The sequence below is a fragment of the Brevundimonas sp. LPMIX5 genome (assembly GCF_003576505.1).
In the GTDB taxonomy this organism is placed as follows: domain Bacteria; phylum Pseudomonadota; class Alphaproteobacteria; order Caulobacterales; family Caulobacteraceae; genus Brevundimonas; species Brevundimonas naejangsanensis.
The window spans coordinates 172,539-195,886 of the sequence record NZ_QWTZ01000004.1; the positions used below are offsets into that span (position 1 = coordinate 172,539).

General features: G+C 68.1%; 27 protein-coding genes. 9 read left to right on the forward strand and 18 right to left on the reverse strand.

Going from position 1 to position 23,348, the window contains the following annotated elements:
* The first annotated feature begins 23 nt into the window (after nucleotides 1-23).
* The 3 genes from D1604_RS05915 to D1604_RS05925 all read left to right on the forward strand — a co-directional run bounded on the left by D1604_RS05915 (nucleotide 24) and on the right by D1604_RS05925 (nucleotide 2,040).
* Nucleotides 24-554: a CHAP domain-containing protein gene (locus D1604_RS05915; RefSeq protein WP_003166844.1), complete on the forward strand. Its 531-nt coding sequence runs from the start codon at nucleotides 24-26 to the stop codon at nucleotides 552-554.
* 66 nt (nucleotides 555-620) lie between these two features.
* Nucleotides 621-1,478, forward strand: coding sequence for a tryptophan 2,3-dioxygenase (locus D1604_RS05920; protein WP_233551917.1), 858 nt, complete (start codon nucleotides 621-623; stop codon nucleotides 1,476-1,478).
* A gap of 70 nt (nucleotides 1,479-1,548) precedes the next feature.
* Entirely contained in the window at nucleotides 1,549-2,040 is a 492-nt protein-coding gene (locus D1604_RS05925; protein WP_119412607.1) for a PA2169 family four-helix-bundle protein, read from the forward strand.
* Nucleotides 2,041-2,200: 160 nt separating this feature from the next.
* On the opposite strand, the gene rplS is transcribed toward D1604_RS05925, so the two are convergent.
* The 4 genes from rplS to D1604_RS05945 form a co-directional block, all read right to left on the reverse strand.
* Nucleotides 2,201-2,617 carry a 50S ribosomal protein L19 gene (rplS, locus tag D1604_RS05930; RefSeq protein WP_024353812.1) on the reverse strand — a complete coding sequence of 139 codons (417 nt, stop codon included), beginning with the start codon at nucleotides 2,615-2,617 and terminating at the stop codon, nucleotides 2,201-2,203.
* 1 nt (nucleotide 2,618) lies between these two features.
* A complete protein-coding gene (gene trmD / locus D1604_RS05935; RefSeq protein WP_119412608.1) occupies nucleotides 2,619-3,344 on the reverse strand; it encodes a tRNA (guanosine(37)-N1)-methyltransferase TrmD in 726 nt (241 codons plus the stop codon).
* A gap of 171 nt (nucleotides 3,345-3,515) precedes the next feature.
* On the reverse strand, nucleotides 3,516-5,354 hold the full coding sequence (locus D1604_RS05940) for a DUF885 domain-containing protein (protein WP_119412609.1): 1,839 nt from the start codon (nucleotides 5,352-5,354) through the stop codon (nucleotides 3,516-3,518).
* Between the two features lie 282 nt (nucleotides 5,355-5,636).
* Nucleotides 5,637-7,301, reverse strand: coding sequence for a thiamine pyrophosphate-binding protein (locus D1604_RS05945; protein ID WP_119412610.1), 1,665 nt, complete (start codon nucleotides 7,299-7,301; stop codon nucleotides 5,637-5,639).
* 96 nt (nucleotides 7,302-7,397) lie between these two features.
* On the opposite strand from D1604_RS05945, the gene D1604_RS05950 reads away from it, so the two are divergent.
* Nucleotides 7,398-7,535, forward strand: coding sequence for an entericidin A/B family lipoprotein (locus D1604_RS05950; RefSeq protein WP_119412611.1), 138 nt, complete (start codon nucleotides 7,398-7,400; stop codon nucleotides 7,533-7,535).
* Nucleotides 7,536-7,637: 102 nt separating this feature from the next.
* Nucleotides 7,638-8,048: a YidB family protein gene (locus tag D1604_RS05955; protein WP_119412612.1), complete on the forward strand. Its 411-nt coding sequence runs from the start codon at nucleotides 7,638-7,640 to the stop codon at nucleotides 8,046-8,048.
* Here the strand turns inward: D1604_RS05955 and truA are convergent.
* From truA to D1604_RS05985, 6 genes are all read right to left on the reverse strand, one after another.
* A complete protein-coding gene (gene truA / locus D1604_RS05960; protein WP_119412613.1) occupies nucleotides 8,045-8,794 on the reverse strand; it encodes a tRNA pseudouridine(38-40) synthase TruA in 750 nt (249 codons plus the stop codon). The two genes, D1604_RS05955 and truA, sit on opposite strands and share 4 nt — an antisense overlap.
* Nucleotides 8,794-9,768 (reverse strand): methionyl-tRNA formyltransferase, encoded by a 975-nt coding sequence (gene fmt, locus D1604_RS05965; RefSeq protein ID WP_119412614.1) that lies wholly within the window; start codon nucleotides 9,766-9,768, stop codon nucleotides 8,794-8,796. Before fmt ends, truA begins: the two co-directional genes overlap by 1 nt.
* Before the next feature lie 27 nt (nucleotides 9,769-9,795).
* The gene (locus D1604_RS05970) at nucleotides 9,796-10,011 is read right to left on the reverse strand and encodes a hypothetical protein (RefSeq protein ID WP_024353805.1); all 216 of its coding nucleotides are present in this window, start codon (nucleotides 10,009-10,011) and stop codon (nucleotides 9,796-9,798) included.
* Nucleotides 10,011-10,583 carry a peptide deformylase gene (gene def / locus D1604_RS05975; RefSeq protein WP_119412615.1) on the reverse strand — a complete coding sequence of 191 codons (573 nt, stop codon included), beginning with the start codon at nucleotides 10,581-10,583 and terminating at the stop codon, nucleotides 10,011-10,013. The genes D1604_RS05970 and def overlap by 1 nt, the downstream gene beginning before the upstream one ends.
* A gap of 72 nt (nucleotides 10,584-10,655) precedes the next feature.
* Entirely contained in the window at nucleotides 10,656-11,060 is a 405-nt protein-coding gene (locus D1604_RS05980; protein ID WP_119412616.1) for an acyl-CoA thioesterase, read from the reverse strand.
* An 80-nt stretch (nucleotides 11,061-11,140) separates the two neighbouring features.
* A complete protein-coding gene (locus D1604_RS05985; protein WP_119412617.1) occupies nucleotides 11,141-11,908 on the reverse strand; it encodes an alpha/beta hydrolase in 768 nt (255 codons plus the stop codon).
* A gap of 60 nt (nucleotides 11,909-11,968) precedes the next feature.
* Between D1604_RS05985 and D1604_RS05990 the strand changes: the two genes are divergently transcribed.
* Nucleotides 11,969-13,069: a FecCD family ABC transporter permease gene (locus tag D1604_RS05990; RefSeq protein WP_233551930.1), complete on the forward strand. Its 1,101-nt coding sequence runs from the start codon at nucleotides 11,969-11,971 to the stop codon at nucleotides 13,067-13,069.
* Entirely contained in the window at nucleotides 13,066-13,854 is a 789-nt protein-coding gene (locus D1604_RS05995) for an ABC transporter ATP-binding protein (RefSeq protein ID WP_119412618.1), read from the forward strand. The genes D1604_RS05990 and D1604_RS05995 overlap by 4 nt, the downstream gene beginning before the upstream one ends.
* A gap of 79 nt (nucleotides 13,855-13,933) precedes the next feature.
* Here the strand turns inward: D1604_RS05995 and D1604_RS06000 are convergent, their stop codons facing one another.
* The 5 genes from D1604_RS06000 to D1604_RS06020 form a co-directional block, all read right to left on the reverse strand.
* The gene (locus tag D1604_RS06000) at nucleotides 13,934-15,004 is read right to left on the reverse strand and encodes a YncE family protein (RefSeq protein WP_119412619.1); all 1,071 of its coding nucleotides are present in this window, start codon (nucleotides 15,002-15,004) and stop codon (nucleotides 13,934-13,936) included.
* 35 nt (nucleotides 15,005-15,039) lie between these two features.
* Entirely contained in the window at nucleotides 15,040-16,179 is a 1,140-nt protein-coding gene (locus tag D1604_RS06005) for an ABC transporter substrate-binding protein (RefSeq protein WP_233551918.1), read from the reverse strand.
* Between the two features lie 11 nt (nucleotides 16,180-16,190).
* Nucleotides 16,191-18,311, reverse strand: a complete 2,121-nt coding sequence (locus tag D1604_RS06010; protein WP_119412621.1) for a TonB-dependent receptor domain-containing protein — start codon at nucleotides 18,309-18,311, stop codon at nucleotides 16,191-16,193.
* A gap of 117 nt (nucleotides 18,312-18,428) precedes the next feature.
* The gene (locus D1604_RS06015) at nucleotides 18,429-18,701 is read right to left on the reverse strand and encodes a hypothetical protein (RefSeq protein ID WP_119412622.1); all 273 of its coding nucleotides are present in this window, start codon (nucleotides 18,699-18,701) and stop codon (nucleotides 18,429-18,431) included.
* A gap of 101 nt (nucleotides 18,702-18,802) precedes the next feature.
* Nucleotides 18,803-19,339, reverse strand: coding sequence for a hypothetical protein (locus tag D1604_RS06020; protein ID WP_119412623.1), 537 nt, complete (start codon nucleotides 19,337-19,339; stop codon nucleotides 18,803-18,805).
* Between the two features lie 152 nt (nucleotides 19,340-19,491).
* Between D1604_RS06020 and D1604_RS06025 the strand changes: the two genes are divergently transcribed.
* Nucleotides 19,492-20,694 carry a threonine ammonia-lyase gene (locus tag D1604_RS06025; protein WP_119412624.1) on the forward strand — a complete coding sequence of 401 codons (1,203 nt, stop codon included), beginning with the start codon at nucleotides 19,492-19,494 and terminating at the stop codon, nucleotides 20,692-20,694.
* Nucleotides 20,675-21,217 (forward strand): FKBP-type peptidyl-prolyl cis-trans isomerase, encoded by a 543-nt coding sequence (locus tag D1604_RS06030; protein WP_119412625.1) that lies wholly within the window; start codon nucleotides 20,675-20,677, stop codon nucleotides 21,215-21,217. The genes D1604_RS06025 and D1604_RS06030 overlap by 20 nt, the downstream gene beginning before the upstream one ends.
* 170 nt (nucleotides 21,218-21,387) lie before the next feature.
* Here D1604_RS06030 and D1604_RS06035 read toward each other — a convergent pair whose 3' ends face one another.
* Genes D1604_RS06035 through D1604_RS06045 form a run of 3 tightly spaced genes read right to left on the reverse strand, consistent with a single transcriptional unit; the run spans nucleotide 21,388 to nucleotide 23,166 of the window.
* Nucleotides 21,388-21,978 carry a demethoxyubiquinone hydroxylase family protein gene (locus D1604_RS06035; protein ID WP_119412626.1) on the reverse strand — a complete coding sequence of 197 codons (591 nt, stop codon included), beginning with the start codon at nucleotides 21,976-21,978 and terminating at the stop codon, nucleotides 21,388-21,390.
* Nucleotides 21,979-21,989: 11 nt separating this feature from the next.
* A complete protein-coding gene (locus D1604_RS06040) occupies nucleotides 21,990-22,529 on the reverse strand; it encodes a disulfide bond formation protein B (protein WP_024353790.1) in 540 nt (179 codons plus the stop codon).
* 55 nt (nucleotides 22,530-22,584) lie between these two features.
* Nucleotides 22,585-23,166: a YqaA family protein gene (locus D1604_RS06045; protein ID WP_119412627.1), complete on the reverse strand. Its 582-nt coding sequence runs from the start codon at nucleotides 23,164-23,166 to the stop codon at nucleotides 22,585-22,587.
* Between the last annotated feature and the right edge of the window lie 182 nt (nucleotides 23,167-23,348).

The window sequence follows — 23,348 nt, forward strand, 5'->3', positions numbered from 1 at the left end:
GCGTTCAGTCGGGAGCACGCCAGATGATGAAACGGCTCACAGCCGCCGCCCTTGCGGCGACCCTTGGCTTCTTCGCCTTCAGCACCACCCCGGCCCAGGCCGGCGACCCCTACTGGCAGTGCGTGACCTTCGCGCGCATGTTCTCGGGGATTCAGATTTTCGGCGACGCCTGGACCTGGTGGCGTCAGGCCGTCAGCAAGTTCCGCACCGGCAATGCGCCTGAGACCGGATCCGTCCTGGTGTTCCAGCCCCACGGCCGGATGAGCGCCGGCCACGTCGCCGTCGTCTCCGACGTCCTGACCGACCGGGTGATCCGCGTCACCCACGCCAACTGGGGCGGCAGCCGCGGCAAGGTTGAGGAAAACGTCACCGTCGTCGACGTCTCCTCCTCTGGCGACTGGAGCCGGGTGAAGGTCTGGTACAACCCGATCAACGATCTGGGCACCACCGTCTATCCGACCTACGGCTTCATCTATAACGGCGCCCGCGACGCCTTCGCCAACGGCCGCCAGATGGCCGCCAACGCTATCGCCGACGACCGCGCGGCCAACTAAGCCCAGGTCGCGGCCGCGTCGAAAAAGGGTCTGGCCCCGCCCGGCTGATCGGGCGATAGCTGGTTCATGACCGACGCAAACGACATTCGCGGACCCAATATTCGGGATCGGGCCATCGACACGGCCAAGCACGAGCCGCAGGGCGTGACCTACGCCGGCTATCTGGCGCTTGACGACATCCTGTCCGCCCAGAAGCCGCGCTCCGACCAGCATGACGAGATGCTCTTCGTCATCATCCACCAGACCAAGGAACTGTGGCTCAAGCAGATCCTGCACGAGGTGGCCCTGGCGCAGACGCTGGTGCGCGCCGGCGATCTGGTGCCCGCCTACAAGAGTCTGGCCCGCGTCAGCCGCATCCAGTCGGTGATGACCCAGAGCTGGGACATCCTGGCCACCATGACGCCCGCCGACTATCTGAAATTCCGGGGCGACCTGGGCGCCAGCTCGGGGTTCCAGAGCGATCAGTTCCGCCGTCTGGAGACCATGCTGGGTCTGAAGGACCCTCGGTTCCTGCGCTTCCACGTCGAACGCCCCGACGCCCATGCGGCGCTGAAGGCGGCGCTGGAATCGCCCAGCCTCTATGACGACGCCCTGCGTCAGCTGGCCCGCGCGGGCCTGCCGGTGCCCGACGCCGTGCTGAACCGCGACGTCAGCCAGTCCTATGAGGCCGACGAGGGCGTCGAGGCCGCCTGGCTGGAGGTGTATCGCGACACCGAGCGCTGGTGGCCCCTGTACCAACTGGCCGAGAAGCTGGTCGATCTGGACGACGCCCTGCTGACCTGGCGGCACAAGCATGTGGTCACGGTCGAGCGCATCATCGGCCGTCGTCAGGGCACGGGGGGCACCGATGGCGTGGGCTATCTGGTCGAGACGCTGAAGCGCCGCTGCTTCCCTGAACTCTGGTCGCTGCGCACCAAGCTGTAGAGCGCGGGCAGATCGGCAACCTTCGCTGCTGGCAGGGATTGAACCTGTGAAACGGCCAAGGAGGTTTCCGATGAGCGGCAACAGTCACGACATCAAGGTCCTCAACAGTCTGATCGAGGGGCTGATCGACAGCGCCGACGGCTATCATGAAGCTGCGGTCGAAACAGCTGACGGCGCCTATCGCCACTGGTTCGAGGCGCGGGCGTCCGAGCGTCGCCGTCTGGCCGAAGAGCTCAAGGCGGCGGTGCGCGAGCGCGGCGGTTCGTCCGATGAGGACGGCTCCATCCTGGCCAAGGCCCAGCGCGCCTTCAGCGATATCAGCCACGCCCTGCTGCGCAGCGAGGTCTCCATGATCGATACGGTCGAAAACGGCGAGGATCAGTTGAAAAGCCGGTTCGAGCGGGCGCTGGCGGACGAGGCCCTGTCGGCTACGACCAAGGAGAGCATCCGCCGCGCCTATGGCGAAGTCTGCGCAGGATATGATCAACTCAGCGCGCTGAAACACAGTCTCGCGGGCGACACAACCCGCTCAAGCAGCGAGCCGCCGCGCGGCGAGCGGTAGCGCGCTTAACCCGCTCAAGCAGCGAGCCGCCGCGCGGCGAGTGGTAGCGCACTCAACCCGCTCAAGCAGCGAGCCGCCGCGCGGCGAGCGGTAGCGCACTAAAAAGCCCCGGCGTTTCCGCCGGGGCTTTTGATCTTCAGCGCGAAGCCGAAGCCTGAAATCAGGCCTCGTCGCCGGCCTTCTCGGTCGTGCCGGCGGCCGGGACGGCGACCTTGCGGGCCGTCTGGCGCTCGGCGATCCGGGCCGACTTGCCGCGACGGTCGCGCAGGTAATACAGCTTGGCGCGACGGACGACGCCGCGACGCTTCACTTCGATGGAGTCGACGTTCGGCGACAGGATGGGGAAGCGGCGCTCCACGCCTTCACCGAACGAAATCTTGCGGACCGTGAAGGTCTCGTTCACGCCGCCGCCATCACGGGCGATGCAGACGCCTTCGAACGCCTGGATGCGTTCGCGCTCGCCTTCCTTGATGCGCACGTTGACGCGCAGGGTGTCGCCCGGCTGGAATTCGGGGATGGTCTTGCCTTCGAGCAGGCGGGCTTTTTCTTCGGCAGCAAGTTGCTGGACGATGTTCATGTTATTTCTCCGGAGCTTGTTTGCTCTTTACCTGTAAGTTGGCGAGATGCCGCTCCCAGAGATCCGGGCGCCGCTCCCGCGTCGTTCTTTCCCTTTGTTCCTGACGCCATTGGGCGATCTTCTTGTGATCGCCTGACAACAGGACTTCCGGGATGTCGTGGCCCTCGAACGTCCGCGGTCGCGTGTACTGCGGATGCTCAAGCAGGTCGTCCTCGAAGCTCTCGGTGGACAGGCTTTCCGCCGCACCCAGAACCCCCGGAACCAACCGGACGCACGCCTCGATCGCCACCATGGCCGCCGCCTCGCCGCCGGCGAGCACCGCGTCCCCGACGGAGACCTCCTCGAACCCCCGGGCGTCGAGCACCCGCTGGTCCACCCCCTCGAAACGGCCGCACAGGACGACGATGCCGTCGGCCTTGGCCCATTCCGTAACCCGCGCCTGCGTCAGGGGTCGACCGCGTGCGCTCATGTACAAAAGCGGCCTAGGCGGGCCTTCCAGGCTGTCGAGAGCCCTGGCCACCACGTCCGCTTTAAGCACCTGACCGGGACCGCCACCCGCAGGGGTGTCGTCCAGGAAGCCGCGCTTATCTTCGGAAAACGCGCGAATGTCCAGCGTCTGCAGGTCCCACAGCCCCTTCTCGCGCCAGGCGGTGCCGATCAGCGACACCCCCAGCGGTCCGGGAAAGGCCTCGGGAAACATGGTCAGGACGGTGGCGGTAAAGGGCATGGGCAGCCTCCTAGCCCTTCTCCCCCCGGGGGAGAAGGTGTCATGCGTCAGCATGACGGATGAGGGGGCGGGCGGATGAAGGCGAGACGTCAGCCGTCCGTGCGCTGAAACCTCCCCCTCATCCGAACTCCTCCGGCGCCCACCTTCTCCCCCGGCGGGGAGAAGGAAGACTTAGGCCGGGTGGCCGCCGCCCTTGGCGATCCAGGCGTCGACCAGGTCGCCCAGCACGTCCAGCGGCACGGCGCCCGAACCCAGGACGACGGTGTGGAAGTCCTTGATGTCGAAGCGGTCGCCCAGCGCCGCCTCGGCTTTTGCGCGCAACTCTTCGATCTTCAGCTCGCCGATCTTGTAGCTGGTCGCCTGGCCGGGGTTGGTGATGTAGCGCTCGACTTCCTTCTGAATGTCGCGCTCGGACAGCAGGGAGTTGTGGCGGAAGTAGTCCATCGCCTGCTCGCGGCTCCAGCGCTTGGCGTGCAGGCCGGTGTCGGTCACCAGACGCACCGCGCGCCACAGCTCGGTCGAGAGGCGGCCGAAGTCGGAATAGGGGTCCTGATAGAAGCCCATCTCCTTGCCCAGGCGCTCGGCATACAGGCCCCAGCCTTCGGAATAGGCGCCATAGCCCCCGAAGCGGCGGAAGCTGGGCAGGTGCTCCATCTCCTGCGCATAGGCGATCTGGAAGTGGTGGCCCGGCGCGCCCTCGTGATAGCTGATGCCCTCGATCTGGGGCTTCAGCACCTGGGTCATGTCCGACAGGTTGACGTAGTAGATGCCCGGGCGCGAGCCGTCGGGCGCGGGCGAGTTGTAGAAGGCGATCGACGCCGTCGCCTCACGGAACGGCTCGACGGCGCGGACCTCCAGCGGGGCCTTGGGCAGGGTGGAGAACCACTGCGGCGCCACGGCCATGACCTGGGCCACGAAGGCGCGGGCGTCGGTCAGATAGGCTTCCTTGCCCTCCGGCGTGTTCGGATACTGGAACTGCGGGTCCGTCTTCAGGAAGGCGAAGAAGTCCTGCAGCGAGCCGGTGAAGCCGACCTGGGTCTTGATCGTCTCCATGTCGCGCTGGATGCGGGCGACCTCGTCCAGGCCGATCTGGTGGATCTGGTCGGCGGTCAGGTCGGTGGTGGTCGAGAGCTGCAGGCGCGCGTTGTAATAGGCCTCGCCGTTGGGCAGGCGCCACACGCCCGCGTCGCTGTCGGCCTTCGTCTGCACCTGGCCCAGCGCCGTCAGCACCGTGTCGAAGCCGCGTTTGTAGGGGCCGGTCAGGGCTTCGCGGGCCGAGGCCAGCAGACGGTCCTTGGTCGCCTGATCGGCGTCGAGGGCGGCGATCTTCTTCTGGAAGTCCGCCCAGACCGGGTTGTCGGCGCCGCCGTCGAACGGGGCCCCGGCGATCACCGCGCGGGTGTTGTCGATCGAGGGCTCGAACACGAAGCGCGGCGACACCACGCCCTTGCCGGCCCGTGCGCTCAGGGTGTCGGCCACCTGGCCCATATAGCGCTCGGCGGCGTTCAGGCGGGCGACATAGGCCTCGGCGTCCGACACGTCTGAAATGCGGTGGTTGTTGATCAGGAAAACCGGCAGGCTGGTGGTCGGGTTGCCGTTGGCGGCGAACTGGAAACCCCAGTCGCGCCACTGGTTCGACAGGCGCGCCTGCTGCACGCCGTGCTCGAACAGGCGCCAGGACAGGCGGCTCTGCTCGCTCAGCTTGGCCGGATCGAACTGCGCCTTCATCTGCGCCAACTGGGCTTCCTGCAGCGCCAGCGAGCGTTCGGCGGCGGCGTCGGAGACGTCGTCCAGTTTGTCGTAGTCCGTCTTGCGGCCCAGCGAGGTCATGCGCTGGGGGCTCAGCGCCACGCGCGCCTCGAAGGCCTGTTCGAAGAAGGCGTTGAGCCGCGCGTCCTCGCTTTGGGCCTGGGCGGCGGCAGCGGCGGGCACCGCTCCTTCGGCCATGGCGGCGGGCGCGGCGGCGCAGAGCGCCAGCACGGCGGCGGATGAAATCAGAAGACGACGCATGATAAAGACCCCCTCGGTACAATAAGGGGCGCACTCTTTCGCGAAGCGTGGCGGGACGCAAGCGCGGAAGCCGACCCTCTCCCGATGGGAGAGGGCTTGAGCCTCCAAGAGCGTAGCGATTGGCTAAGGCGAAAGGGTGAGGGTTCGCGGCATAAGTCGGCCGAGAGGCCGTTGTGCGACGGCTGACGCCGACTGACACGTCAGCCCCTCACCCTTTCGCGCCAGAACGCTCGCCTTCGGCTCTCGTGCGCTCAAGCCCTCTCCCGCCGGGAGAGGGAGGTATTACTGACCCCGCAAATCCGTAATCGTCCGCCCCGGCGCGATCTGTTCGGCGTCGGTGATCAGGTGGATCAGGGCCGGACGGCCGCCTGCCGCCGCCTCGCGCGCCGCCGCTAGGGCCGCCGGGAAGTCGCCGGTCGTCTCGCAGCGCACGGCGAAAGCGCCGAAGGCCTCGGCATATTTCACGAAGTCGGGGTTCTTCAGCTCGGTGGCGATGACGCGAGCCGGGTATTCCCGCTCCTGGTGCATGCGGATGGTGCCGAAGGTCCCATTGTCCACGACCACGACGACGACGCCGAGCCCATACTGGGCGGCGGTGGCCATCTCATTGGCGCTCATCATGAAGTCGCCGTCGCCGGCGATGCAGACGACCTCGCGCGACGGCTGGATCGCCTTGGCTCCCAGCGCCGCCGGATAGCCGTAGCCCATGGCGCCCGAGGTCGGGGCCAACTGGGTGCGGCGCGCCTGATGGCGGTGGAAGCGGTGCAGCCAGGCGGCGAAATTGCCTGCGCCGTTGGTGATGATGGCGTCCTCGGGCAGGGCTTGCGCCAAATGGGCGTTGACCTCGCTCATGTTGACGGCGCTGTTCACCGCGATGGGCGAGGAGAAGGCGAGGAAGTCGGCATGGGCCGTTGCGCCCTGATCGTTCCATGTCCGTCCCGGCTCGATCGCTGACAGGGTCAGCGCTGCCAGTGAGTTATCCGCCGCCGCCGACAGGGCGGGCGCCCAGACGCGGCCCAGTTCTTCCGGTCCCGGATGGATGTGGATCAGGGTCTGCGCCGTCTTCGTCCGGTCCAGCAGGGTGTAGCCCTGTGTTGGATTCTCGCCCATGCGCGCGCCGATGACCAGCAGCAGGTCGGCCTCCTTGACCCGCGTGACCAGCTTCGGGTTCGGGCCAAGGCCGAGGTCGCCCGCATAGCCGGGGTGGTCGTTGCGGATCAGATCCTTGCGGCGGAAGGACAGGGCGACCGGCAGCCCCAGCCGTTCGGCCCAGCCTGAAATCGCGTCGGTCGCTTCATCGGTCCAGCCTGAACCGCCCAAGATCAGCATGGGACGCTCGGCGCGGCTCAGGCGTTCGCGCACCTGTTCGACGAAGGCCGGGTCCAGTGCGGCTTTTGCCGGGACGACCGGACGGACCGGGGCGGGGCCGCCGTTCTCGTGCAGGATATCCTCGGGCAGGGCGACGACGACCGGACCCATGCGGCCCTGCTGCGCCGTCGCGAAGGCGCGCTCGACCACTTCCACCGTGCGCTGCGGGCTTTCGATCTCGGTCGCCCATTTGGCCAGGCCGCCGAAAACCTCGCGATAGTCGACCTCCTGGAAGGCGCCGCGGCCCCGGTCGGTCAGGGCGATCTGGCCGACGAACAGGATCATCGGCGTCGAATCCTGATGCGCCGTATGCACGCCGATGCTGGCGTGGGTCGCGCCCGGCCCGCGCGTGACCATGCAGACGCCGGGACGGCCCGTCAGCTTGCCATAGGCCTCGGCCATGTTGGCGGCGCCCGCCTCATGACGGCAGACGATGACCTCGATCCTGTCACGCACATCAGCCAGGGCGTCGAGCACGGCCAGATAGCTCTCGCCCGGCACGCAGAAGACCTTGTCGACCCCGTTCATCACCAGGGTTTCGACCAGACGGCGGGCGGCGGTGTCAGGAGCTTGCGTCATACGTTCGCCGTTAGCAGATTGCAGGATGAATTGGCCATGCAACCTTATGGCCAAGCTTCACGTTGAAGCGCTCTATCGATCCACGGGGATTTCATCATGCGCAAGCTCATCGTTCTGGGCGTCATCGCCGCAGCCCTGACCACCGCCGCCTGCAATACGGTCTCGGGCATCGGTCGCGACCTGTCGGCCGCCGGTCAGGCCGTCACCTCGGGCTCGGAACGCGCGAAGAACTGACGCGAAGGCTTTCGCCGCTCCCCTGTCGCCGGACGCCTTGTTTTACGTTTCAGCGGCAAATCCGCCAAGGATATCCGCTATGCTGACGCTCCAATCGGAGGAATGAGCATGGGACTTCTGGACAATATTCTGGGCGGTCTGGGCGACGGCGCGGCCGGGGGCGTGGCCGATCTGCTGAAAAGCCAGGGCGGCGTGGCGGGCCTGACGGAAAAGTTCGGTCAGAACGGCCTGGGCGATGTGGCGGCCTCATGGATCGGCAAGGGCGGCAACGCCGCGATCAGCGCCGAGCAGATCGCCGCCGTGCTCGGTTCCGGCCCTATCGCTGACTTCGCCAAAAAGCTGGGCGTGTCGCCGGAACAGGCCAGCGCGACTCTGGCGACCCTGTTGCCGCAGATCATCGACCGCCTGACGCCGAACGGTACGGCCGCCGGCGCTGACGACATGCTGGGGGGTCTTCTGAACAACCTGCCGGGCGGCCTCGGCGGCGCCTTGGGCGGTCTGTTCAAGCGCTAGGCTTCAGCCTCATAGGTGACGCCCGTCAGATACAGCCCGTCTGACGGCGCCACCGGGCCGCAGCGGGCGCGGTCTTTCGCCGCCAGCGCCTCGGCCAGATCGGCGGGACTCCAGCGGCCCAGACCCACTTCGGCGATGCTGCCCGCCATTGAGCGCACCTGACGATGCAGGAAGCTGCGCGCCTCGAACACCAGATGCACCTCTTCACCGACGCGGGCGACGCGGGCTACGTCCAGCGTCTTCATCGGACTGGCCGCCTGACAGGCGGCGTCGCGGAAGGTGGTGAAGTCGTGCAGGCCGATCAGGGCTTGCGCCGCCGCGTGCATGGCTTCGGCGTCCAACGGCTTCCTGACGTGCCAGACCCGGCCCCGGTCCAGCGCCGGGCGGCCGGGCCGGTTCAGGATGCGATACAGGTATTTGCGCCCGTTGGCGGTGAAGCGCGCGTGCCAGTCGTCGCTGACCGGCGTGCAGTCCAGCACCGCGACCGCCTCCTTCACCAGATGGGCGTTCAGGGCGTTCATCACCGTCTGCGCGGGCCAGTCGCGTTCCAGATCGACATGACAGGTCTGGCCCGTGGCGTGGACGCCCGTGTCGGTGCGACCGGCGGCGGCGATACGCACCCTCTGGCCGGTGAAGGCGGCGATGGCCGTCTCAATGGCGCCCTGGACGGTCGGCTGGTCGGTCTGGGCCTGAAAGCCGTTATAGGCCGAGCCGTCGTATTCAACGGTGAAGCGGTACCGGGGCATTATCCTTGGGGGCCGCGATCAGAAGGCTCTGCCTTCTCGACCCGACGCGGCTCGGCCAGAACCACACCTGCCGGAACCGGAAAGCCTCGCAGCATCTCGTCGGCGGCCTGCGCCGCCTTGCCGGGGCGCTGCACGCGGGTCAGACGCACCGCGCCGCTTCCGCAGGCGATGGTCAGGGCGTCGTCCAGCACCTGACCGGCGGGGCCTTGCCCGTCAGCCAGCATCGACATCAGCGCCTTGATGCGCACCGGCTCGCCGTCGGCCTCGACCTCGAACCAGGCGCCGGGGAAGGGCGACAGGCCGCGGATATGGGCGTCCACTTCTGCGGCGGGGCGGGTCCAGTCGATGCGGGCCTCGGCCGAGGTGATCTTGCGGGCATAGGTCGGCTCGCCCGTCTGCTCCGTCTCAGTGAAGCCGCCGCGCTCGATGGCCGCCAGGGCGCGCGGCCACAGGGCGGCGCCGACATGGGCCATGCGGTCGCTGAGGCTGGCGGCCGTGTCGTCGGCGTGGATGTCCATCAGTTCCGACAGGATGATGGCGCCTTCATCCAGCCCCTCGCTCATCCGCATGATCTGGGCGCCGGTCTGGCGATCGCCCGCCATGATGGCGCGCTGGATCGGGGCGGCTCCGCGCCAGCGCGGCAGCAGCGACCCGTGCAGGTTGAAGCAGCCCAGGCGCGGCGCCTCCAGAACCTCGGGCTTGAGGATCTGACCGTAGGCGACGACGCAGGCGGCGTCGAGGTCCAGGCTCTTGAAGACGTCGATCGCTTCTGCCGACTTCATGCTTTCTGGCGTGAAGACCGGCAGGCCCATGGCCTCGGCGAAGGCGTGAACCGGCGACGGCGTCAGCTTCTGGCCCCGGCCCTTGGGGCGCGGCGGTTGCGAATAGACGGCGACGATCTCGTGCCCCGAGGCGATCAGCTCGGCCAGGGACGGCACGGCGAAGTCGGGGGTTCCCATGAAGGCTAGGCGCATGGGCAGGCCTTTAGACCGTGAGGCCGATTACATCCAGCGGGTATAGACGCCGCCGCCCTCGTCCCACTCGCCGCCCGCGTCCAGCGCGTCGTCGAAATCGAGCAGGCGGTCGACGATGAGGCCCGCCACCACGCCGACGGCGGCGACGGCCAGCAGGGTCGCGACGCTGGCGACGCCGACCTTTTCATTGCGCGTCAGGCGGCGACGGCCGCGCTGGTCTATGATGCGGGTCTTGCGGGACATCAGGCGGCCATCCTCGCGTGTTTCTTGACCTTGGCGACCGCGCGGTCGCGACGCAGGCGCGACAGGTGGTCGATGAACAGGACGCCGTTCAGGTGATCCAGTTCGTGCTGGAAGCAGACGGCGTAGAGGCCCCCGATCTCTTCTTCGATCGTCTCGCCCTGATAGTTCATGTAGCGGACGCGCACGCGGGCCGGACGCTCGACCGCGTCGTAATAGGTCGGCACCGACAGGCAGCCCTCTTCGTAGGAGAACATCTCCTCCGACGCCCACAGGATTTCCGGATTGACGAAGAAGCGCGGATTGCGGCGCTCCAGCGCCTCTTCTTCGGTCTGCGGCTCGTCAGCGGCGCCCTCGACCGGCTTGTCGCCCAGGTCCATGACGACCACGCGGGTCAATTCGCCGATCTGCGGTGCGGCCAGACCGATGCCCGGTGCATCGTACATCGTTTCCAGCATGTCATCCATCAGGGCGCGCACGGCGTCGCTGACGCCGCCCTCGACGGGTGCGGCGACGGTCTTCAGGATCGCCAAGTCGGCGGCGTTATCGATAGTCAGGATACGACGAATGGCCATGCGGGGGAGGTAGGGCCGCAACCCCCGAAGGTCAAGAATTTCCGACTGTCGCGCTGGGACTTGAGAACGTCTTCAGGCAGGCGGCACTTCGCGCGGCTTGCGGTCCTGGTCGATGGCCACATAGGTGAAGACGCCCTCGGTCACGCGGACCGACAGGGCCTCGGCCTGGCCGCGCGCCCGCTTCCATGCCTCGACATGAACGCGGATCGAGGTGCGGCCGACACGGATGATCTTGGCGTAGGTGGACACCTCGTCGCCGACCGAGACCGGCTGGTGAAACACCATGCCGTCCAGCGCCACAGTGGCGCAGCGGCCGCCTGCGCGCTCGAACGCCGGGGTCGCCCCGGCCAGGTCCATCTGGGCCAGCAGCCAGCCGCCGAAGATGTCGCCCTCGGGGTTGGTGTCGGCGGGCATGGCGATGACGCGGCCGACGGGGTGGCCTTCAGGCAAGGTGGCGATAGGCTTTTCGTCGGACACGGCGATTTCTCGATAGGGCGAGGGGGAGGGCGGATTTCATGCGCTTTTGGTCTTGAGGGCGCAAGTTCGTTGCGGCGATCTCAGGAACGGGCGACGAAACGCAGGATGGCGGGCAGGCTGGCGAAGGGCGCAGAGCCGTGGTCCTCGTCGGCCAGGACCGACAGGGTCGCCCCGTTGGCTGTCGCCAGAGCGCGCAGGTTGGAGACCATGCGCCGCGCCAGATGCGGGCCGGGCAGGGCAGGGGCCTCTTCTTCGGCGCCGACGGCCAGGAACAGGTCGCTTCGGGTCTGCGGCGGTTGGGCCTTGATGACGGCCGGATTCCACCAGATCGACGGGCTGATGGCGACGAAGCGGGCGAAGGGGGCCGAGCGCGCGCGCGCTTCCAATACGAACTGACCCGACATGGAATGGCCCATCAGGGCGGCGCGCGCCGGGTCGGCGCCGTGCCGGACCGCCAGCGGCAGGACGTCTGCGATCAGTCGGCGCAGCAGGTCGGGACCGCGCGGCGCGACTGTCCGCCCGCCCTTGTCGGGGCCGGAAACGAAGGCGAAGGCGCCCAGTCGCTCGGCGCCGGGCGCCAGGGCGACGCCGATCACCATCATCGGCCCCACGCGGGTCTTCTGCGGGCGGCGGGCCAGGCGGCGCGCGCACTCGGCGGCGGCGGTGAAATAGGCCTCACCCTCCAGCACGATCAGCAAGGGCCAGCCCTCAGCCGGGGGCTCGCCCTCGGGCGCGCTCAGCCACAGGGTCAGGCCGGGCGCGTCGCTCTCGGCGGCCAGGCTCAAGGCGCGGCACCCGCCGGACAGGGGCGGGGCGGACGGCGAAAAGACGCAAGGGGCGGAATCCATGCCTTCACCCTAGCCCATCTCGGCCCCGAGATGTATTGCGACGCAGTGGCTGAATGGAGTGTGCTGTTGGCGAGTCTCGAACCTGTCGCGTCCAAGGCGGCCCCCAGCGCGACGCCCAGCCGAACGCCCGACGCGATCGCGGCCTATGGGCGCGACGTGCGCTTGCGGTTCGTCGCCATCGGCGGGCTGGCGGTTCTGGCCCTGTGCAGCCTGCTGCTGGACGTGGTGACGGGGCCGTCCTCCATGTCTCCCCTGACCGTGCTTCAGGGCGTGTTCGACCCCTCCAGCCTGACCACGGCCCAGCAGGCCATCGTCTGGCAGGTGCGCCTGCCCTACGCCCTGATGGCGATGATGGTCGGCGCCGCCCTGGCCCTGGCGGGCGCCGAGATGCAGACGGTGCTGAACAATCCGCTGGCCAGCCCCTTTACGCTGGGCGTGTCCTCGGCCGCCTCCTTCGGCGCTTCGCTGGCCATCGTGCTGGGAGTGGGGGCCAGCTTCATCGGCGCCGACTGGCTGGTGCCGCTGAACGCCTTCGTCTTCGCCTTCGGCTCGGTGCTGGCGCTCCAGGCGCTGGCGCGGATGAAGGGCTCGGGCGTCGAGAACATCGTCCTGTTCGGCATCGCCCTGGTCTTCGCCTTCAACGCCCTGACGGCGTTGGTGCAGTTCCTGTCCTCGGCCGAGGCGCTGCAGCAGCTGGTGTTCTGGACCATGGGATCGCTGTCGCGCGCCACCTGGGGCAATGTCGGGGCGCTGGGCGTAGTGCTGGCGGTGGTCGCGCCCTTTTCCCTGCTGTCTTCGCGCGGCCTGACGGCGCTTCGCCTCGGCGAGGACCGGGCCATGAGCTTCGGCGTCGACGTGAAGCGTCTGCGTTTCCTGTCCCTGCTGCGGGTCAGCCTGCTGTCGGCGACGGCCGTGGCCTTCGTCGGCGCCATCGGTTTCATCGGTCTGGTCGGGCCGCACATCGCCCGCCTGCTGGTCGGCGAGGATCACCGCTTCTTCCTGCCCGCCAGCATCCTCTCGGGGGCCGTCATCATGTCGTTGGCCTCGGCGGCGTCCAAGATCATCGTGCCCGGCGTGCTGATGCCGGTCGGCATCGTCACCGCCGTGATCGGGGTGCCGGTCTTCCTGGTGCTGATCTTCCGCAACGGGGGACGCGCATGACCGGGCTGGATATCCGGAATCTCAGCGCCGGTTACGGCGGCCGCCCCATCGTCGAGGGCCTCAGCCTGCCGCCGCTCAGCCCCGGCGAGGTGGTGTCCGTGGTCGGCCCGAACGGCGCGGGCAAAAGCACCTTCCTGCGGGCTCTCGCTGGTCTGATTCCGGCCAAGGGGGCGATCCGGCTGGATGACGCTGAACTGACCGGCCTGTCGCTGGCCGATCGGGCCAAGCGCGTCACCTACATGCCCCAGACCCTGCCGCAGGGCGTAGCCCTGACGGTGCTGGAGACGGTGGTCGCCTCAATCCGCGCCACGCCGCTGGGCGGCGCCAGCTTCACCGACCAACAGGCGGTCGAGCGCGCCTATGAGGTGCTGCAACGCATCGGCGCCGAGGCTCTGGCCGGGCAGCGTCTGGACCGGCTGTCAGGCGGCCAGAAACAGCTGGCGGGCCTGGCTCAGGCCCTGGCGCGCGAGCCGCGCCTGCTGCTGCTGGACGAACCGACCAGCGCGCTCGACCTGCACTATCAACTGCGCGTGCTGGACCTGGCGCGCGAAGCGGCGGCCGAGCGGGGCATGACGGTGATGATCGTGCTGCACGATCTTCAGGCGGCGGCGCGTGTTTCGGATCGGATCGCCGTCATGGCCAAGGGGCGGCTGGTCGCCTTCGGAACGCCAGACGAAGCCGTCACGCCCGCCATCCTGGCCGAGGTCTATCGCGTCTCGGCCCGCGTCAAGCGCTGCGATCGCGGCGTGCTGCAGGTCATGATCGACGACGTGCTGGCGCACTGATCGTCGCTTCTATCCAACCCATGAAAAAGGCCCGGCAGCATCGGCGGCCGGGCCTTTTCTTATTCGGTCCTGATCGGGACTACGGACGGATCAGCGTCACCACGTCGCCGGTCGGGTCGACCGGGACCGGCGTGCCGGCCGGGGCGTTGCGCGGCAGGCCGCGCGCCTTGTTCGAGACGTAGACGGCGTTGGTCGCGCGATCGATGGCGATGGTCTGGGGGAAGGTCCCGGTTTCCAGGTTGGCCTTCACTTCATAGGTGTCCGAATCCAGCACCGTCACCGTGCCCGCCTGACGGTTGGCGACGTAGATCTGCTTGACCGCGCCGTTGTAGGCGACGCTCAGGGCGCCCGCGCCGGTGGCGGCTTTGTGGATCAGGGCGCCGGTGTCGGCGTTCAGCACCGTCAGTTCGCCCGACTTCTGGTTGGCGACGAACAGGCGGCGGCCTTCGGAATCGACGGCGACGTTGATGGCGGAATCGCCGTGCGACGGCCATTTGCCGACCGTCTCGCCGGTGGCCAGGTCGATGGCGGCGACTTCATTGCTGCTCATGCCCGTGACGTAGAGGCGGTTGGTCGCCGGATCTAAGGCCGCCCCGGTCAGGGCGCCGATCGCGACGGGAATGGCCCGCTCGACCTTATTGGTCGCGCCGTCGATGACCCAGACCAGGTTCGGCTTGGCGGCGTCGTCCGCCTCGCCGCCGACGACGCTGACATAGACCTTGTTGTTCGCCTCATCGACGACGACCTGGCGGACGTGAGCGCCTTCTTCGTCGCCGTTGCGGATGGTGGAGATGACTTCGCCCGTGCGGGCGTTGATGGCCGTGACGGCGCCCGCGCGGGTGTCGGTGCCGTACAGGACCTGGGTGCGGGGGTTCAGGTTCAGGCCGTAGAGCGGATTGGCCGAGACATCGACCGAGGACTCCGGCGCCAGGCTCTGGCCCTGCAGGCGAACGATCTGGGCCTGATTGGCGCTGCGCGGGCCAACGGCGGCGACATAGAGGTCGTTGTCGGCCGGGTTGAAGACGATCTCATACAGGCCGCCGGGGGCGACCTTGACGGTCTTCTCGATCGTCTGGGCCGAGGCGGTCGAGGCCATCGTCAGGGCGGCGAAGGCGGCGGCGGTGACAAGGCCGTTGCGCAGGATGGTCATGGCGGTTCTCCGGGGTGAAATCAGGGGGCAGGACATCAGGCGGCCGGGACCAGATCGGTCCAGTAGTCCCCGCGATAGGGCACGGCCAGGAAGTCCTTGTTGATCGTGTCCAGCGTCGCGCGCGGGTCCAGATCGGCGAACAGTTCGGGCTGTATCCACTTGGCCAGAACCTCGGTGGCGACGATGTCGATGGGCGAGTTGATCAACTGGTGCGACAGGCCGTGCACCTTGCCCTCGCGCACAGCCTTCAGGGTCGACAGGCCGCGCCGCCCGGCCACGCGGCGCAGCGAGGCGCGCGAGGTCTCTGCGTCGTATTTCGGGCCGACGACAAAGCCGCCGGTCTTCTCCAGGTGCGGGCCGCCGGTGGCGATGTAGATGTCGGGATCGCGCTCGACCACGAACTCCAGGTTCAGCTTGCCGGACGGCTGTTTCAGCACCTCGGCCCCGATGTTGCGGGCGCCGACGAAGGTCAGATAGTCGCCGATATTCCCGGCGCCGACCGAGTTGCAGCAGTCCGGTCCGTTGCCCGCGTGGGCCTCAAGGAAGACGGTCGGCTTCTGCTCGTCCTTCAGCCCGGCCACACGGTCGGAGATGGTTTTCAGCTTGGCGGCGCGGAAGGCGTTATAGGCCTGCGCCTGCTCCTCGCGGCCGATCATGGACCCCAGCAGGCTCAGGCTGCGGGGCTGATTCTGGAACGGGTGCTGGAAGAAGTCGATATAGGCGACGCGCACGCCCGCCTGCTCCAACTGGGCCGTCTGGGCGTCGGTCGGGCCTGAATCCAGCGACACCAGGGCGACCTGGGGCTGGGCGCCCAGCACCGCCTCGACGTTGAAGGCGGCGGCCGAACTGGGCGTCCTGGGCAGGCTGGCCAGCGCCGGGGACTTTTCCAGATAGGCGGCGTAGATTTCGGGGCTGAGCCGGTTCACGTCGCCCGCCCAGGCCGCCAGCAGACTGACCGGATCGGGATGGATCAGCGACAGGGCGATCAGGAAGCGGCTGTCGTCGATTGAAAGCTTCGTCACCGGCGGGGTGATGGCGACGGGCCGGTCGCGCAGATCGGTCAGCAGGGACGAGGCCCCCGTCTCTTCACGTCGCGTGCAGGCCCCGGCGCCAGCGGCCATCAGGGCGGCGGCGCCCAGCAGAAGGGCGCGACGGCCCGGTTTGAATTCGGCCATCGGCCCCATCCTCAGAAGTCCCAGCTGACGCCCATCCAATAGCGACGACCGTCGCCCTGGAAGTCGTAATCGGCGACATTCAGCACCTTGTCCGTCAGATTGTAGACGCCGAACTTCAGCGTCACGTCGTCGCGCACCCGCCAGTTGGCGCCGATGTCGGCCAGGGCGTAGTCGGGATAGCGGCGGCCGACCTGGCGCGGCCCGTCCAGCACCGGCTCGCCATTGATGCCGACGCGCAGGCCGGCATTGATCTCTTCGCCGTGATAGGAGGCCGCCGCCCACAGGTTCAGCCGGTCCGTCGCGGCGTAGTCGGCGCGCAGATTGGCCATGTGCTCGGGCGTGCGCGACAGCGGCAGGCCGTCGTACAGCCCGCCCTTCTGGGCCGAGTCCGTATAGGTATAGCCCGCCTTCAGCGTCAGCTGATCGGTCGCCTGCCAGCTGCCGCCCAGCTCGACGCCCTGAATGCGGGCGTCGTTGATATTGTACCAGTAATAGAGCTGATACAGCGGGTCCTGATCCCAGCGCATGACTTCATCCGGCACGTCGCAGACGCCGTTGTTGTTGACGTCCGGACCGCACACGCGGTCATCGGCGATCTTGTCCTTGAAGTCGGTGCGGAACACCGTGGCGTTCAGCGCCAGCGTCGGGATCGGCCGCCACAGGGCGCTGACCTCATAGTTGACGCTGCTTTCCGGCTTCAGGTTCGGGTCGCCGATGATGACGCCGCACAGGCCCGCCCCATAGTTGCAGTTGGCGCCGCCTGTTTCATAGGCGTAGCCGTCGGCCACGGCGCGGATTTCCGGCGCGCGGAAGCCGGTCGAGACGCCGCCCTTGATCGTCAGCGTCTCGCTGGGCGTCCAGACGGCGTAGGCGCGCGGGCTCCAGTGATCGCCGTATCGTTTGTGGTCGTCGACCCGCAGGCCCAGCGTCAGCGCCAGTTCCGGCGTCAGCGTCCATTCATCCTCGATGAACAGGGCGCGCTGCCAGACATCGAAGGTCCTGGCCACATTGTCGCGCGCGCCCGGATTGATGTCCTTCAGGCTGTTCTCGATCCACTGGCCGCCGAAGACCAGGTTGTGATCCCCCAGACGCGAGCCCTGCAGCGGCAGGTTGAACAGGGCGTCCAGCACCGTATTGGTCAGTTCCGGCGCGCGTGGATTGCGCACCATCGCCCCGGTCGCGTCGGCGGTGAAAATCTCACGCGACGACTCTTCGCGCATCAGCGACAGGGCGCTGGTCCCCCAACTCCAGTTCCCGTTCCACGACAGGGAGGCGCTGTCGCGGCTGTGGTCGTTCCGGGTGCTGCGGCCGTTGGCGGCCAGCGTCTTGCCCGCCGTGCTGGACCGTTCGATCCGCGTCGTATCGGCCTGCAGCAGGACTTCGTGATCGGGCGTGGGCGTCCAGGCCAGACGGCCGGTCAGGCTGTGTTCCTCGGACCCCATGACGCCGGTGCTGCTGGGAGCGTTGAAGATGTCGTCCTCGGCGCGGTCATAGACCCGGCCCCAGATCTGGGCGCCCAGCTTGCCGCCGACGATCGGCCCGGCCAGGTAGAACTGACCCTGGCTCCAGTCGCCGCTGTCGCCGCCTTCCTGCGCCACATAGTCCGCCGAGATCGTCCCGCCCCAGCGGTCCGGCACCTTGCGGGTGATGATGTTGATGACGCCGCCAATGGCGTCCGAGCCGTACAGCGACGACATCGGCCCGCGCACCACCTCGATCCGTTCGATGGCCGAGACGGGCGGGGTGAAGCTCTGCTCCAGACCGCCGTTGCCGTTGACCCGGGCGTCGCGCGTCGACTGGCGCCGTCCGTCCACCAGCGTCAGCGTATAGGCGCCCGGCAGGCCCCGGATGAAGATGTCCTGAAAGTTCGAGCCGCCGCTGACCGACACGCCCTCGACATCGCGCACGGCGTCGAACAGATCGACATAGGCGCGGCTTTCCAGCTGCTGGGCCGAGACGACGGTGATGGTGGCGGGCGCCTGCTCAATGCGTTGGGCGCGGGTCGAGGCCGTGACGACGACATCGTCAACCGTGGCGACGTTGGTTTCCTGCGCCTGCGCCGTCGTCGCCCAGCCGCCGATCACGGTCAGCAGGGCCAGTGTGCTCGCGGCGCCGGTCTTCAAGCTCGTCATTCCATGCCTCAATCAAGAGGAATGGCGAATAGTAATAATCACTCGCACTTGCAAGCGTGCTGATGGGACACGCTGACGCAACAGGCGGATGAGAAGACGGACGAGAAGAGGGGGGGATCAGGCGGCGGGCGGCGTCGGCAGGCTGGGCGTCGGCTGGTTTGATGCCGGAGCGGCGGAGAGCGCCTCGGTCTGCGGCGCCCGCACCAGGAAGGGCCCCAGGGCGAAGGCCGCCGCCGCCGCGCCCGCCGACAGGGCCAGGACGGCCACGACAACATAGGCGGTCATGGCGCGCGCGCGCCGACGGCGGGAGCCGCTCGATCTGACGTGCGTGATCAGCACATACTGTCGATTGCTGAAGGCCTCGGAGCCCACGATGTTATGCTGGGACAAGAAAACGCTCCCGACTGTCCTGTAGCGGACGGTTCAGAGAGCGGCCTCATACGGCCAAAGGATGGCGAACAGCGATCAGCTTTCGTAATTCGTCAGTATTGTCAATGGCCAAGGTTGACGCTGATGGCGCGCCCGCCGCGCGTCTGAACCCGGCGCATAACCACCACGATCTCGTCTCCCGCCTTGACCGGCGAGATCAGGAACCAGCCGCCGTCGGGCAGGCCGGTGAAGCGGAAGCCGTTATCCGTACAGGCTTCGGCCCGCTCGAACGAGCGATAGTCGGCGCCCTGTTCCCCGGCCGAGCGGGCGCGCACCACGGCGGCGGGCACGGCGGCGCGTTCGGTCGAGCCGTACAGGCGCTGCATCCGGGCGCGGGTGTAGGGGGTGTCGGGGATCAGGCCGACATTGCCGACGCACTGGAAGGCGCGGCCGTCCTGAATGAATTCGACACGGCCGTTGATCGAGGCCTGACCGGCGCGCGCCGACCAGGCGAAGTCGTCGGCGCTGAAGACGGCTGGGCCGGTGGTCCCGCCGCCCATCGGCGTGGTGGCGCAGGCGGCCAGCGTCAGTCCGGCGACCGCCACGGCGGCGAGGGCGATCCGGCGCGAGCGGCGCGCGTTCGAGGGACGGTCGGTCATCGTAGGTCGGCTCCGGCTTTACTCGATCAGGCGTGTTCCGGCATGAGCCCCGTCGCAGGGGTGAGTCAAGGTTGCCCGCCGCCGCAGCCTGTTCCACAAGAGACGCCGGAGACCGGACGACAGAGGCCGGCCACACTGAATTTAGGGACTTCATGACCGTCACCATCGACGACATCCGGGCGGCGCAGCAGCGTATCGCCGGCCAGGTCGACCGCACGCCCGTCCGTTACTCGCGCCGCCTGTCGCAGCTGACCGGCGCCGAGATCTGGATCAAGTTCGACAATCTGCACTTCACCGGCAGCTTCAAGGAGCGCGGCGCCCTGAACCGGCTGCTGCAACTGACCCCGGACGAGAAGAAACGCGGCGTCGTCGCCGCCTCGGCCGGCAACCACGCCCAGGCCCTGGCCTATCACGGCGGCCGTCTGGGCGTGCCCGTAACCATCGTCATGCCCGAGGGCACCCCCTTCGTGAAGGTGGACGGCACCCGCGCCCACGGCGCCAATGTCGTCATCCACGGACTCGACTTCTCGGCCTCGACCGAGGAAGCCAAGCGGCTGAAGGCCGAGCACGGCTATGTCTTCGTCTCGGCCTTCGACGATGAGGGCATTGTGGCGGGGCAGGGAGTCTGCGGGCTGGAGTTCGTCGAGGACGCGCCGGACCTCGACGCCCTGATTATTCCTATCGGCGGCGGCGGCCTGATCGCGGGCAGCGCCATCGCCGCCAAGGCGGTCAAGCCGGACATCAAGATCTTCGGTGTCGAGGCCGCCCGCTATCCCTCCTTCACCGCGCGCCGTCGCGGCGAGCCCGCCAAATGCAGCGGCCAGACGATCGCCGAGGGCATCGCCATCAAGGCCGTGGGCGAGATTCCCTTCGCCTTGGCCGACAGCCTGATCGACGAGGTCTTCGTCTGCGAGGAGGCTGATTTCGAAAAGGGCGTGGCCCTGCTGGCGACGCTGGAGAAGACGGTGGCCGAGGGCGCCGGGGCGGGCGGCCTGGCCGCCATCCTGGCCAACCCCGAACGCTTCAAGGGCATGAAGATCGGCGTCGAACTGACCGGCGGCAACATTGACGCCCGCATGCTGGCCGTGGTGCTGAACCGCGAAATGGTCCGCGAGAAGCGGCTGATCGTCTATCGCATCCTGGGCGACGACCGCCCCGGCATGCTGTCGGCCATGGCCGCCGTGATCGGCGGTCTGGGCGGCAACATCATCGACGTCGTGCACAACCGGCTGGCGCTGGACGTGCCCGCCAAGGGCGCCGAGTTCGACATCATGGTCGAGACCCGCGACGCCCGTCATGCCGAGGAAATCGGCGCCGCCTTGAAGGACCAGGGTTATGAACTTCGCATGGGCTAAACGCCCGGCCGCCGCCGCCCTCGCCGCGACCGCCCTGCTGGCCCTGGCCGCCTGCGGCCGCCCGGCCGCCGCGCCCGAGGACCTGGCCAGGAACGCCGCCGAATCCGCTGCCTTCATGAAACAGAACGCCTCCGAAGAAGGCGTCCGGACCCTTCCGTCCGGCCTGCAATACAAGGTCGTGGCCTCCGGCCCGGCGGGCGGCGTCAGCCCCGACCGCAACGATCTGGTCAAGGTCGACTATGAAGGCACGCTGACCGACGGCACGGTGTTCGACAGCTCGTTCAAGCGCGGCGCCCCGGCCGTCTTCTCGCCCGAGGGGGTGGTGCCCGGCTGGACCGAGGCCCTGCAGATGATGAAACCGGGGGACGAGTGGATTCTCTTCCTGCCGCCCGAGCTGGGCTACGGCGAGATGGGCGGCCCGCCGATGATCCCCGGCAACGCCGTGCTGGTGTTCCGCCTCAAGCTGCTGGACGTCGCGCCGGTCCCCGGCGGCGGGCGCGGCGTCGGCTCGGCGATGGGGTAAGCCAAGCGCTGACGCCTCTCCCTCCCCTTCATGGGGAGGGTGGTTGAGCCCGCAGGGCGAAACCGGGTGGGGGCGGCAAGGCTGTGCAGGCGCCGAGGCCGGGATCACCAAGCCCTCCCCACCCGGTCGCTACGCGACCACCCTTCCCATAAAGGGGAGGGAGAAGGGCTCTAGATGCGTTCGCTGATCTTGATGGCGGCCTTGCAGCCGACCTTGATGACGCTGCTGAGCAGGCGATAGGCGGGCGCTTCGCGGCTGCCGTGCTCGATGGCGTGGTCGTGGTGGGCCAGTTCCTCTTCGCGGAACTTGGTCAGTTCGGCGGCCAGTTCGGGGTCGCGGTCGCGGATTTCCTCGATCTGGTCGGCATAGTGTTTCTCGATGACGCTCTCAACCGCTTCGGTGCAGGCGTGGGCCGCCTTTTCCGAAATCAGGGCCGTGCCGGCGCCCAGCGCCGTGGCCGCCAGCTTCCACAGCGGGATCATGGCCGTCGGGCGCACCCGGTTCTCGTTCAGCAGGGTCTCGAAGCGGGCCAGGTGGACGGCTTCATGCCCTTCCATCTCGGTCAGGTCGGCGGCGATGGCGTCCTTGCCCTTGCGGCCTTCCAGCACGGCGCGCTGGGCGCGGTAGATGTGGACGGCGGCGAACTCGCCGGCATGGTCGACGCGCAGCATCTCGGCCAGGCGCGCCTTGTCCTGACCGACGCCGGGGCGCGGCAGGGGAATGCGGCGGGCGGCGGCGATGTCTTCAGCGGATTGGGTCATGACGCCCCTTCTTAGCTCTTGGGCGCGCGCGCGTCCTTGGGACGTTTCGCCGCCAGCAGGCTGATGATAGCCAGCGCCAGGGAGATGACAAAGTTCCAGCCCGCCATCGACAGGCCCGCAAAACTCCACGGCACGTCGCCGCAGGAGACGAAGGCCGTGCTGCCGCCCGTGCCGTCGAGCAGCGCCGTCAGCGCCGACAGGTCGATCGAGGTCGAAGGCGCGGCCATGCAGGTGGCGGGCAGGTTCCACCACTTCAGCTCGCCTCCGGCATGATAACCCGCCGTGACCGCCCCCGTCAGAAAGACGACGGCCAGCAGGAAGGAGGCGATGCGCGGCGTGCCCCGGCTGGCCCGGCTGAACAGGGCCCAGAAGGTCGCGGCTCCGGCGATGGCGACGGCGGCCCAATAGACCTCGCGTTGCTTCAGACACAGGCTGCACGGCGGCATTCCGCCGAACCGCTCGAACGCATGGGCGGCGCCCAGCATGGCCAGGGCGGCGGCCAGGGCGAAGGCCGTCCACCAGCGGGTCAGCAATTTGTAGATCGCGCTCATGTGCGCCTCACAGGAACCGGGCGCCTCTCATAAACCGTGCCGGGGGCGGCGTCGATCAGTGTCCGATAAGCTTGACTATAAAGAAGGCGCCGACCAGCAGCACAAGAAACAGCACGGTGAACAGGGCCAGCCGCTTTTCGACGATCGCCAGCATCGGCGGCCCCCAGCGCTTGAGCACGAAGGCGACCAGGAAGAAGCGGGCGCCGCGCGTGACGACGCACAGGGCGATGAACAGCGCCAGATTGAACTGGAAGATGCCCGAGGCGATGGTGATCAGCTTGAAGGGGATGGGCGTCAGGCCCTTGATCAGGATGACCCAGGCGCCGTGCTGCTGGAACAGGGCCTTGGACGCCTCGAACGTATCGGCCTTGCCCAGCCAGGCCAGCATCTGCAGGCCGACCGGCTCCAGGAAATAGCCGATGGCGTAACCCAGCAGGCCGCCCAGCACCGAGGCGATGGTGCAGACCGCCGCATAGAAATAGGCGCGCTCGGGCTTGGCCAGCACCATCGGCGCAAGCATCACATCCGGCGGAATCGGGAAGAAGGAGCTTTCGGCGAAGGAGACGACGGCCAGCGACCGGGTGGCGTGACGATGGCGGGCCAGAGAGAAGACCCAGTCGTAGAGCTTGCGCAGCATTCAGGCGTCCTGATCGAGGCCCCCGCCTCTTGTCGTTCTGCCCGATAGCAGGCTGCGCCGATGCGGGCGAGAGGTCAGGCCGCGGCTGCGACACTGGAACGTGCGCCCTTTCCGCTGAAACCCGCCTTGCGCCCCATGCCGCCCCGCCAGTAGGTTCCGCCCCAATCAGCGGCCGCGCCATG